The organism is Geminocystis sp. NIES-3708 (assembly GCF_001548095.1).
Classification (GTDB): Bacteria; Cyanobacteriota; Cyanobacteriia; order Cyanobacteriales; family Cyanobacteriaceae; genus Geminocystis.
The window spans coordinates 786,266-798,524 of sequence record NZ_AP014815.1 but is presented as its reverse complement, the minus strand read 5'-3'; the positions used below and the strand labels follow the sequence as shown (position 1 = coordinate 798,524).

Annotated in this window: 13 protein-coding genes; 7 read left to right on the top strand and 6 right to left on the bottom strand. The window is 29.2% G+C overall.

Going from position 1 to position 12,259, the window contains the following annotated elements; all coding sequences use genetic code 11:
* Nucleotides 1-56: 56 nt before the first annotated feature.
* The 4 genes from GM3708_RS18645 (at nt 57) to ppk1 (ending at nt 3,282) form a co-directional block, all read left to right on the top strand.
* The gene (locus tag GM3708_RS18645) at nt 57-227 is read left to right on the top strand and encodes a hypothetical protein (protein ID WP_158505846.1); all 171 of its coding nucleotides are present in this window, start codon (nt 57-59) and stop codon (nt 225-227) included.
* Nucleotides 228-389: 162 nt separating this feature from the next.
* Nucleotides 390-653: a hypothetical protein gene (locus GM3708_RS03420; protein ID WP_066344135.1), complete on the top strand. Its 264-nt coding sequence runs from the start codon at nt 390-392 to the stop codon at nt 651-653.
* 63 nt (nt 654-716) lie between these two features.
* The gene (locus GM3708_RS19215; RefSeq protein WP_082713987.1) at nt 717-887 is read left to right on the top strand and encodes a DUF4351 domain-containing protein; all 171 of its coding nucleotides are present in this window, start codon (nt 717-719) and stop codon (nt 885-887) included.
* 253 nt (nt 888-1,140) lie between these two features.
* Nucleotides 1,141-3,282 (top strand): polyphosphate kinase 1, encoded by a 2,142-nt coding sequence (gene ppk1 / locus GM3708_RS03415; protein ID WP_066344133.1) that lies wholly within the window; start codon nt 1,141-1,143, stop codon nt 3,280-3,282.
* Nucleotides 3,283-3,339: 57 nt separating this feature from the next.
* Here the strand turns inward: ppk1 and psbU are convergent, their stop codons facing one another.
* The 5 genes from psbU to GM3708_RS03390 all read right to left on the bottom strand — a co-directional run bounded on the left by psbU (nt 3,340) and on the right by GM3708_RS03390 (nt 9,184).
* Nucleotides 3,340-3,768, bottom strand: coding sequence for a photosystem II complex extrinsic protein PsbU (gene psbU / locus GM3708_RS03410; RefSeq protein ID WP_066344130.1), 429 nt, complete (start codon nt 3,766-3,768; stop codon nt 3,340-3,342).
* Nucleotides 3,769-4,079: 311 nt separating this feature from the next.
* On the bottom strand, nt 4,080-4,526 hold the full coding sequence (locus tag GM3708_RS03405; RefSeq protein WP_066344128.1) for a pentapeptide repeat-containing protein: 447 nt from the start codon (nt 4,524-4,526) through the stop codon (nt 4,080-4,082).
* 159 nt (nt 4,527-4,685) lie between these two features.
* Entirely contained in the window at nt 4,686-5,855 is a 1,170-nt protein-coding gene (locus GM3708_RS03400) for a histidine kinase (protein ID WP_144439272.1), read from the bottom strand.
* 195 nt (nt 5,856-6,050) lie between these two features.
* Nucleotides 6,051-7,385 (bottom strand): TIGR03279 family radical SAM protein, encoded by a 1,335-nt coding sequence (locus GM3708_RS03395; RefSeq protein WP_066344126.1) that lies wholly within the window; start codon nt 7,383-7,385, stop codon nt 6,051-6,053.
* Nucleotides 7,386-7,501: 116 nt separating this feature from the next.
* On the bottom strand, nt 7,502-9,184 hold the full coding sequence (locus GM3708_RS03390; RefSeq protein WP_066344124.1) for a protein kinase domain-containing protein: 1,683 nt from the start codon (nt 9,182-9,184) through the stop codon (nt 7,502-7,504).
* A 218-nt stretch (nt 9,185-9,402) separates the two neighbouring features.
* Between GM3708_RS03390 and GM3708_RS03385 the strand changes: the two genes are divergently transcribed.
* The 3 genes from GM3708_RS03385 to cbiQ all read left to right on the top strand — a co-directional run bounded on the left by GM3708_RS03385 (nt 9,403) and on the right by cbiQ (nt 11,476).
* On the top strand, nt 9,403-9,921 hold the full coding sequence (locus tag GM3708_RS03385; protein ID WP_071827572.1) for a carboxypeptidase-like regulatory domain-containing protein: 519 nt from the start codon (nt 9,403-9,405) through the stop codon (nt 9,919-9,921).
* Nucleotides 9,922-9,933: 12 nt separating this feature from the next.
* Entirely contained in the window at nt 9,934-10,575 is a 642-nt protein-coding gene (gene cbiM / locus GM3708_RS03380) for a cobalt transporter CbiM (RefSeq protein ID WP_066344122.1), read from the top strand.
* A 133-nt stretch (nt 10,576-10,708) separates the two neighbouring features.
* Nucleotides 10,709-11,476, top strand: a complete 768-nt coding sequence (cbiQ, locus tag GM3708_RS03375) for a cobalt ECF transporter T component CbiQ (RefSeq protein WP_066344119.1) — start codon at nt 10,709-10,711, stop codon at nt 11,474-11,476.
* Between the two features lie 69 nt (nt 11,477-11,545).
* Here the strand turns inward: cbiQ and GM3708_RS03370 are convergent, their stop codons facing one another.
* Nucleotides 11,546-12,226, bottom strand: coding sequence for a lecithin retinol acyltransferase family protein (locus tag GM3708_RS03370; RefSeq protein ID WP_066344117.1), 681 nt, complete (start codon nt 12,224-12,226; stop codon nt 11,546-11,548).
* Between the last annotated feature and the right edge of the window lie 33 nt (nt 12,227-12,259).

Here is a 12,259-nt window from a genome sequence, read left to right as displayed (position 1 = left end):
CAGAATTAATCAGCAAATATGGATTAACAAATGGGTGAGAAACTCTCAATAGTGAAGTGAGAAAAATAGACGTTTTTTTGACACCACAAAAACCCGTATTAACCACTCCTAATACTTTAGGATTATTAAGTAAATTAGCCCAAACTAGCTGTTTATTTGAGTTTTTACGCAACCCAGTCGAAACTTATCAAATTCAAGAATATATCAGTAAATTATTCGGTTTATAAGGATTACAAAGAAAAGAAAAACATAAAAATAAAGAGAAAATATCAGAGGAAAAAATACCTTTTTTATAGATTTTAACTCCAACTTTAGCTAGTAATAAATTAGAAAGTTTTTCTGCTCAATTAAACTTAAATATTTATGGGAATGAAGTTTATTTATTACTATTGTTTTTCCATACAGGAATAGTCGTAATTCATCAATTACCCGTTAATCAAGAAACATTATGGTTAAGAATCTTAGGTAAAGGAAATGTACAACAAAAAGCCATTGAGCAGTTAAAAAAATTGCCGCTACATTATCCCCATAGAGATAATATCATTGACCTTGTGTTAAATTTATTAGCAATGTTAGAATTGAACCAAAAAAAAGGAAATATTTTACAACCAGAGAATAGAGAATTAGTTATGAAATTATCACCTATTTATTAAAAAAAACTAAGGGAAAATGGACAACAGGGAATTGAACAAAGATTACAAAAGTTATAGGCAAGTATTGAAAAAGATTTAATTATTCGTCAATTAACTCGTAAATGGGGAATAATTAATTCTGATTTACAAATGCAAATAAAAGGCTTAAATATTGACTATTTAGAAACATTGGCAGAAGATTTATTTGAGATGAATTCCATCGAGGATTTACAGCAATGGTTAAATAATTTTTAATGTTTAGATTTGAATTATATAGAAAATGCTTTAAAAGTAGCTTGAAATATAGCTACTTTTTTTTTTGGCGATCGCCTATCATCTTAAGTTTAGTTGATTTTTTCTAAATACAAATATGTATCTAACTTCTGAGAAAGTTTATTAACCAAATCATAATGTGATTGCAGATCTTATCAAGATAAGATGATCAAGTAGAGTTAACAATATCCACAATAATCATTAAATTGTTAATTAATTTGAAATAAATATTTTTATGAAAGACCAAACTATTAATCTTAACGAACCTCAGTATTATTTTAATCGAGAATTAAGTTGGTTAGAGTTCAATTATCGAGTTTTACAAGAAGCTTTGAATGAAAAAACATTATTATTAGAAAGACTCAAATTTACCGCTATTTTTAGCTCAAATTTAGATGAATTTTTTATGGTAAGAGTCGCCGCTTTAAAACGTCAGATTGAAGCAGAAGTAACAAAACTAACTCCTGATGGTAGAACTCCCATACAACAAATTCAGGAAATCAATAATCGTTTGCGTCCTCTCATCAAACAACAAGTAGAAAATTTTGAATACAACCTCAAAAAAGAATTAGTTACTCATGGAATACATTTAATTAATTTTTTTGATTTAAACCAGGAGCAAAGAAATTATTTACATGAATATTTTGAAAAGAATATATTTCCTGTACTAACACCTTTAGCAGTTGATCCTAGTCATCCTTTCCCTCATATGTCTAATTTAAGTCTAAATTTGGCAGTATTAGTTAAAAATCCCGACACAGGTGCTGAATTGTTCGCTAGGGTAAAAGTACCGAAAACTCTTCCCCGTTTTGTTACTTTCCCTGCTGAATTACGTCAAGTCAGTGAGCAATCCGAAAATCCTCTATGGGTTGGTGTACCTCTCGAACAAGTCATGGCTCACCACTTATCTTTATTGTTTCCGGGCATGAACGTTCAAGAATGTCATAATTTTCGTTTAACTCGTGATGCTGATTTAGGAGTACAAGAAGACGAAGCTGATGATTTGTTATTGGCAATACAACAAGAATTACGTAAACGCCGTTTTGCTGGTTCTGCCGTGCGTTTAGAAATTCATGCTTCCATGCCAGATAATGTTAAACAAATGTTAATGCAGGGTTTGAATTTAGAGGAAAAAGATATTTATGAAATTGATGGTTTATTGGGCTTAAATGATTTATTTGCTTTAGCTAGTTTGCCCTTACCCTTTTTGAAAGATAAACCATGGAATGGGGTAACGCCTCCACCTTTCAATCAGTTTCAAGTATTGGCAATGGCTAAAGAAAATGAAGATGATAATACCATAAGTGAAGAATTTTTTGCTATGATTCGTAGATCGGATGTTATGTTACATCATCCTTATCACTCTTTTACTGCTACTGTACAACAATTTATCACCCAAGCCGCCCATGATCCTAATGTCATGGCTATTAAAATGACTCTTTATCGAACTTCTGGTGATTCTCCTATTATCAAAGCTTTGATTGAAGCCGCCGAAAATGGAAAGCAAGTTGTGGCTTTAGTCGAATTAAAAGCTCGTTTTGATGAAGAAAATAATATTCTTTGGGCTAGAAAATTAGAAAAAGTTGGAGTTCATGTAGTTTATGGTATTGTTGGTTTAAAAACTCATACTAAAATTATCTTAGTCGTCAGAAAAGATAAAGATAAAATTCGTCGTTATGTTCATATTGGCACGGGAAACTATAACCCTAAAACCGCTAAACTTTATACTGATATTGGTTTAATCAGTTGTCGTGAAGATTTGGGTGCAGATTTAACAGACTTATTCAATTTTCTCACAGGTTACTCTAAACAAAAGGCTTTCCGTAAATTATTAGTCGCCCCTGTCACTATGCGCGATCGCATGATTGAGATGATTGAGAGGGAAGGAGAAAATGCTAAAAATGGAGGCACAGGAAGAATTGTTGCTAAAATGAACTCCGTTGTAGATTTACCTGTTATTCAAGCGTTATATCGTGCATCTCAAGCAGGAGTCAAAATTGATTTAATTGTAAGAGGTACTTGTAGTTTACGTCCTCAAGTTGAAGGAATTAGCAATAATATTAATGTTATCAGCATTATTGGTCGTTTTCTTGAACATTCTCGCATTTTTTACTTCCATAACAATGGAGAGGAAGAAATTTATATCGGTAGTGCTGACTGGATGGGGCGTAATTTGTCTCGTCGAGTAGAAGCGATTACCCCTATAGAAGATCCTAAATTAGTTAAACAACTACAAGAAATTTTAGGAATAATGCTCTCTGATAATCAACAAACATGGGAATTACAAGCCGATGGTACTTATATCCGCCGTACTCGTCAAAAAGGAGAAAAAGAATTAAATGCCCATAAAATTTTAATGAATATGGTAGAGCAGTAATTATATCTTTGGGCGAATATATATTCGCCCCTACCCACACTAATTAATTATTGGGGTTTAATAAACACCAGCATTATAACGCTCGTCACCTTCATTAAACACCTCACTTTGAGGAGTAGCGGTGAAATTATCAAGATTAGCCTGTAATCTTTCTTTTTGAGTGTCACTTAATCCGGGAATAAGTAAAACATCTTCTACTTGCTCATAGGGAGCATTCTGAATAATAATACTAGCTAAGGTCGGATAAAACCCTCTTAAATCACGAAAATCACGAATATCACTGTTATTTACATCAATTTTTTGACCAAATTCAGTAGTTAACAAGTCATCCGCTACATTTCGGCGAGTATTTTCTGTGGCTATTAAACGGGGATTTCCCTGTAAAATAGTATTAAAATCTAATGCTTGGGCTGGTTGGGAAAAAGCCAAAGAACAACAGAATACAATGAAACTAAATACGGTTACAACCCTATGCCATAACTTCATGAAAATTCAACCTCCAAAAATTTAAGATAACTTTTAAGAATTATTTTATTTATATATGCTAATTTTTCTCGAATATCATTTGATAATGTTTTTTATTCCTGAAATAAAGTCTATTAGCCAAGACTATCCTTTTAAACACACAACAATTTTAAAAGTATATTAATTGAAACATACTCAACTATCATCGGGCTAGAGTATTCTAAGCACAAGGTTAGTTGTTATCTGATTTTATCAGTGAAACTGCTTTTTTCCTTAAGCAAAACGTAAAGATTTGTAAAGAAAATTAAATTTATTTCTCTTAAGCTGATTCTTTATTCTTCGCTAGGATATTCTCCACCAACGGCAATACCTGTTTCCATAATCATGGCATTTTGAATATTCATATTATTCATAGAAGCACCTGTAACTTGAGCATCAAAAATAGTTGCATAGCTCATGTCCACACTATTAAGATTAGCATTATTCATGGTCGCATTAGTCAAGAAAGCCCTACTTAAATCTGCACCTTGTAAATTTGCACCGTCTAAATCCGCACCTTCTAAATTCGCACCTTCTAAATTGGCGTTACGTAAATCAGCATTACGTAAATCAGCTCCTATTAAATGTTCTCCTTGTAAATCAACACCATTGAGATCACATCCCATACATTCATTAGTATCTAATAATTGTTGTCGAGAAGTAGGATTTTCAGCCGTAACGGGAATAACCATTGAAAATGTGGTCAAAACAGCGATACTTGTAGCTAATAATTTATTCATAGGTGATTTATCCTCTCACGATCTACTTTTATTTTAACGGATTCTTCGATGATTTTTTCATTTACTTAAGAATGATTTACATAAAATTTTATTAATTTTTTATAAGAACTAAATTTTTATCAAATTCAAAGTAATGAATATCTTTAATAATAAAAAAAATTAATTATAAACAGGGAGGGTAAACCGAAAACAACTACCTTGATTGCCGTTATTGTCAACCCAAATTTGTCCATAATGAGCAGTAACTACTTGGCGACAAAGACTTAAACCAATTCCATAACCATCTTCTTTTTCATCTCTTTTTAAACGAAAATGACCGTCAAAAATACGTTGTTTTTTATTATCAGGAATTCCAGCACCAATATCAATAATACTCACTTCAACTTTTTGGGTTGTTTTATGGATAATGGATAAAATAATAGGAGCGTCATAAGGGCTATATTTAATTGCATTTTCTAGTAAATTAATAATTACTTGACTAATTAATTTTTCATCGGCATAAACAAATGGTAAATCTTGGGGAATTTCTTTAATAATTTTCTGATTTTTTTCCATCAATTTAGGACTTAAATTATTGATAATACTTTCAGATATTTTAGCTAAATTAACTTTAATAGCCACTATATTTAATTGACCATTAATATGTTTAGATGATTGTAATAAATCAGTTATCATCTTATTCATGGTAGAAAATTGAGCTTTAGTATGTTGAAATAATCGATTAAATAATTGTCTATTATTATCATGACCTGGTTTATTTTTAATTAGCTCTAAAGTCTCTACAGCAATCGATGCTGCCGTTAAAGGACTTCTTAAATCATGGGCTAACATTGCTAACATTTGATCTTTAAATTGTATTTGTTGTTTTAAATTTTCTATCTCTTGTTTTAACTGAAAAATATCGTCTCTTAAATGAATTAATTCAGCGGAAGGTAAACAAGTTTGTAATAAAGTCTCATTATCAGAATATTCTCTAAAAATACCTTCATTTTCTTGTAAAGAAGTTTGCCATTTATACCAACATTTTTGTAATTGTGCTGTTAAATTACTCCCTGCTAAAGTTTGTTGTGGCAGAGGATTTACCTTAACTAATGCTGGAGTTGCTACTAATTTAAAATATTCAACCAAATGGGGATGTTTACTAATTTCTAATACTTCTAATTGAAAATGATAATCTTGGGTTAAACTATGTAAATAGGCTTTAATGTCTTCAATATTTTTTTGCGAACTATGACGATTGTCAATAAATAATAACAACTGAAGTGCTTTATTTTTGATGACATTATCTACATGAGATAAAAATTCAGATTCATTTTCTGATGGACACATGATTAACCCTCAAAGTCAGGGAATAATATAGAGTATCTGTTATCTTACATTAATTTTGCACTCTTCACTTGCATTTTTTTATGAAAATTAGTGATAAACGTAATAGATAGGAAATCATAAAAACAATCTATTTTAACACTATAGTAATTAATTTTTCTTATTTAATTTATACAGTTTTGTTAAACACTATGAAATTTACTGTTTATCGGTATTAATAATTAGTCTATCAATTAACTCATTAATATCTTTAACAGGATGAATAATCACTCCTAATTTTTCGGCAACTTCAATCACAGTAATATCATCCAAAAATTTTTGTTCATCATGTTTTAACATAACAGAAGGTAATAGAATTTCTGGAGCTAAATCGTTTTTATCGGATAAATGGTAAAGTAAATCTTCTCCTGTTAATAAGCCTGTTACTGTAATTTCTTGCCCCCAATATTGACTATTTAAAGCGACTAAATTTACCTCTAAATTTTTTACTAAATTAAGTTGATTAACTAAAGGTTTAAAAGCTGTTTTTACTGCATTACCGACAATCCATGTAAATCTTTTTTTTGATGCTATTTCTAAAGGTAATTTATTATCAGCAATGGTGTGAAATTCTTTTATGAATTGACGAATTGAGCCTACACCATTCCCAATTTGAGGATAATCTTCATAGTGTGATTCTGGTGGCAATTCTAATTGTGCTATTAAAAACCACTCATCCGCTAACCATGCAAAAGTTGAACCTGATTTTTCTCTAAATTTTACTTGTAATTCCTGCACTTGGGCAATAACTTCTAAAGCTTTTTCACGGTTAATAGGTATTAATTCATCTTTGTCAGGGCGAAATTTTGTTAATCCGACAGGCACAATAGCCGCACTAATAACTGCGGGAATATCACCTTTATGGAAAGAGAATAAATCTAATAACGTTTTTTCGAGATGTTTCCCATCATTAATATTTGGACAAACCACCACTTGAGCATGAATTTGTAAACGTTTTTCTTCAAACCATGCTAAATGTTTTGTGATTTCTCCAGCACGATGATTTTTGAGCAAATGACTTCTAATTTCTGGCTCAGTAGCATGAACAGATACATATAAAGGAGATAAACGCATTTGTTCAATTCTAGTCCATTCTTTGATTGTTAAATTTGTTAAGGTTAAATAGCTACCATAGAGAAAACTAAGACGATAATCATCATCTTTAAGATAAAGTGTATCTCTTTTACCTTCAGGTTGTTGATCAATAAAACAAAAAGGACATTTATTATTACACTGAATTAAACCATCAAAAAGTGCTGTTTCAAACTCTAAACCTAAGTCTTCATCATATTCTTTTTCTATTTCTAAAAAATATTGTTTTCCCCATTTATCAACGATTTCTAATTCTAAAAATTCATCGGCACATAAAAATTGATAATCAATTAAATCTCTTGGTGGCATTCCATTGATAGTGATGATAGAATCTCCTATCTCAAAACCCATTTCAGCACCGATAGAATCGGGAATAATTCGACTAATTTTGGCAGATTTCATAACTTATTTAATATTTTTAGATGATTTCATTAAAATTGTGATAAATTTTTAAGTCAATATTTTTCTTAAAACAAACAATTATTATTATCATTTGTTAATTATCTTGCTCAATAAATTTAAAATTGAATTAGAGATTTATATTTCTTATGATAATTATTTAGTTGTTTTTGATATTGCCAATAAGGATTAATGAGTATTAATATTAAAGGTAAACCTGCTCCTAACATTAATAATAATAAAAAGTAATTACCATTGGGAAAATTAAAATTAATACCAAAGCTAAAAGCTAAAATAATTGTTAATAAAGCTAATGTTATAGTTATTATTTTAGGAAAATTCTTTTCAAGATAAAATTTAATCATTACTCCTGCCATACAACTTATCACTAAACCAGCGATAAAACCAATAATTAAATCTAAATCTGTGCCTAATCCAATAAAGCTAACAATTATGATAAGTGATGTCATACTCCCTACTGCTTTCACAAACCAATCTATTTTAGAAAAACTAGCACCATATCCACCAATATTACCAATTAAGAAGCCTAAGATAAAAGTTAACCAATTAATTAAATTAGGGGTAAAACCTACAATAATTCCACTTAACCAGCCAGAAATTGATGCTATTATAAATAGAATAATTAAAGAGGTATAGATTAAATTTTTACTATGAATAGAAGCCGTTTCAACTATCAATGGTAAAATATGGTTTTGTGTTGATGAATTAGCTTTTAAAATTAACTTTCTTTTATATATTTTCTTCATCTTTAATTTATTAGTATCGATGATTATTTCGCAATCAATTTTATTACTGTTAAATTCAGACGGATTAAAAGTAATCCAAGGATGATGATCATTTACAGGTAAATCATATTTTGATAACAATACTTCCCACATTCCATGTAAATTAGTATCTATAATAGGATTAGTTATAGTAACATATTGAATAATTTTTTCTCCATAATTATTACTTTTTAACTCGATTACATTCGGATTAAATTGAACATCAGGATAACGAATAATATCAATATTTTCAATTACATTTAAAGCAGTAATAGCATCAGGATAACGATGTTGAGGATTAATTGCCATAATATTTTCTAGCCAGTTAATCCATGTTAAACTCATTTTATTAGAAATTAATCCTAATAAATTAAATCCTCTATCTTTAGCAATTAAATTATTAACTTTATTACTTTTTGTTCCTGTAATTAAACAAAATAAAGTTACACCTAAACTATAAAGATCACTATTTTTAGTTAGTATTTTTCCTCGCTTCTCTTCTGGTGGAATAAAACCTTTACTTCTATTCATTATTGAAAAACAAGGACAATTTATGTTTGGTAATTGAGCAAAACCAAAGTTAATTAAATAAACTTGTAAATTACTATCAATTAATAAATTTTCTGGACGAATTTGGTGATGAAAAATAGGAAAATCTTGTTTTTGCAAATAGACTAAAATATTTAAGATAGAAATTGTAATTTTTTTTATTTCTTCTAATGTATATTCATTGGTTAAGATAAGAGGTTTAGTAATGGGATATTTCTGTACTAAACAAAAGCCATTTTCAGTTTCAAAGCAATCTAAATGATCAGGAATACTATTATTATTGACAGATTGTAATAGTTTTAATATTGTTTGATAGTCATAATTTTTATTGTAAGTTATTAACAAGGGGGGAAAAATTAAATCTGTTAAAATAACTATTGTATTATTGAGATTATTTTTCGCAAGATAGTTAATATATATATCTTCCTCATGTCTGCTTAATTCACGGATAATTTGATACTTTTCCACTTAAACCTCTAGGGGGGGATTGAAACATTTTAAGGTTTATTCGATTATAAGTTAGTTAGTATCGCAAAATTAAAGGTATTTTTATAGTCATCCTTAGTAAGTGAAAGTATTTTTGAATTTTTCTAAAATCCGTTATGAAAATAACAACATATATTAACTTATCATGTCAAGTTTTTTCATATGCCATCTATGACCATTAAAAATCAGGATAGAAATCGATGTTTAAAAAATTATCAGAAGTTAGTTTTGGTTTTATTATTTTTTTCTCTATGACTATTTCTAAGGTGTCAGCTCATGGTAGTGTTATTAATTATCAGAGTAAAGAAGTCATTGAAATTGATGCTAAATTTGATAACGGAAAACCGATGGCAAATGCACAGGTAGTTATTTATTCTCCCACTAATCCAACTCAGTCTTGGTTAACAGGAATAACAGATGATAAAGGAAAATTTATTTTTACTCCCGACTTTTCTCAGGAAGGAGATTGGACTATAAAAATTAGATCAGCAGGACATGGTAATGTAGTTAATATACCGATCAAGTCAACACCTACTCAAAAAACCGATGAGATAAATTCTTCCTCTTCTTCAGTATCTCAAGAAAATCATAAAATCATCCAATCTCAATCACCTAATATAACCTCATCTCCAACGATGATGCAAAAATTAATGATGGCGGCAACTGGAGTATGGGGTTTTGTTGGTACGGCTTTCTTTTTTTCACGTAAAAAGGTTTAATTGAATTAATATATGCACATCCCTGATGGATTATTACCACCTTCTGTGGCTATTTCTAGTTATGCCATCACTGGAGGAATTACTTGGTTTTCTCTACGGCAAATTCGTAAACAAGACAATTATCAACAACAAATTCCTAAAGCCTCTTTATTAACCGCTGCTTTTTTTGTCTCTTCTCTAATTCATATTCCTATTCCTCCTTTTAGTATTCATCTCATTTTAAATGGTGTAATGGGGTTGATTCTAGGTTACTATGCTTTTCCCGCTATTTTGATTGGTTTATTTTTTCAAGCCGTCTTTTTTCAACATGGTGGTTTATCGACTTTAGGTATCAATGCCATTATTATGGGTGTGCCTTCTCTATTAGCTTATAATATTTGGTTGTGTAGAAAATTACCTCTTTTCAATAATTTTTTAGCTAGTAATATTCTCAATTTTTTCATTGGGTTTATAGGAATTTTTCTCTCGGCTTTACTTTTCGTTTTTATAACTATTAATAATATTTCTCCTGACTTAAACATTAATATGGAAAAAAAAGTAATTTTAGCTTCTTTAATTGGTTATGCAATTCAAGGTATAATCGAAGGAACTTTGACAGTAATGTTAGTTAATTTTTTCTATAAAGTCAAACCAGAAATAATAAATAATCAATGATAAATTTAGTGATTGACTATCAGATTTACAAAAGAAGTAAGAAAATATAGTATAGAGAATAGTAATTAAAATTGATAACTTATTAATTTTATTTTTTAATCTTAATTGTTGAATGTAACTAATTGACTATTAAATGAAACTATTATTAGATAAATACGCATACTTAAATTCTTATATTCACCTCTGGCAACCACAACCAAAATTTATTGCCTTAATCAGTTTAATTTTTGCCTTTACTTTTGTTCAAAATATAGTTTTATTACCGTTAATTATTTCACTCACTCTCATTTTATATTTATCATCTAATCTACCTTTAAATTTTTTATTATCTCATCTTCGCTATCCGGGTATTTTTATTATTGCTGTTGTTATTTTATTACCTTTTTTAGTTGGTAAAACTGTTATTTTTTCTTTTTATATTCTTACTATTAAACGTGAAGGTTGTCTTTTAGTTATTTTAATCGCAACTCGTTTTATTTGTGTTTTAACTACAAGTTTGGTGTTATTTGCTACATCTCCCTTTCTAACCACTCTCAACACTCTTAAATCTTTGGGTTTATCTCCTATTATTAGTGATATGATGTTGTTGACTTATCGTTACTTAGAAGAATTTGGCGATCGCTTAATAACAATGGAAAGAGGATTAAGGTTGAAAGGTTTTCATGCCCATAGATTAAATCGACGAAATTTAAAGATAATTGCCAATTTAATGGGAAGTTTGTTGGTGAGAAGTTATGATCAGTCAAAATTAGTATATCAAGCCATGATCTTAAGAGGTTATGGTCATAATAGTCAATTAGTCAAAAAAAAGCCTAAACCAACTACTAATCTTAAACATTGGTTAGCTTGTTTTGTTGTGGTTTTCATAAGTTTAATGATAGTAGTTTTAAACCAATTATAAAAATCTAATTTGATTATTAACTTCCTGCATTTTTAATGAAGAATATACTTTTTGTCTTTAATAAATTATTTAATTGATAATTTGATTTTTTAATAAGTTTTCTGTCATAGTTGCTAATTGTTCTAGTTGTTTTTCTAAAAATTTAGCCTTTTGCTCATATTCTTTTTTTCTTTTTATCGCTTCTTTTGCTAAGTCATCTCTATTATTTTGTATAGCTTTTATTGCTACTTTTTCCCATATATTAATTTCATCTAAATTTTGACGATATTGAGGTTGAATTTGATCCCAAACAGTCCTAATTTGATCTAATGCGGTATTAATAATACCATTCATATTATTATTTTCAACTCCCTGAAAAGCCTGTTTAAGAGGATCTAATAATCTAAAAGTATCTAGCTTATTAATAGCAGGAATAAAATCTTTTATTTGCTGACTTTCACTAACACCTATCTTACACCAAGTAGCAAAATGTTCACAATTATTAAACAATAAATTGTATTTATTTTCTCCTAAACGACTTAAAGCACGTTTCACCGTAACTTCTGGGATAAAAGAAAAACCTGTGGGATATTGACGACAATAAACCTCATTATTCTTACTAAAAGTTTCAAAAGAAGTTTGCTCAATAATTTCGCTAGGTTTACGATAATGAATTACACTGCCATCCCCAATATCAATACCATGATGTTGATAAATACCGTCTAAGTTAGCTAACTCACGCCATACATAAATTTGATCTCCAAATCCCATATTAATAACTAAGAATAAATATTCTAATTTTTT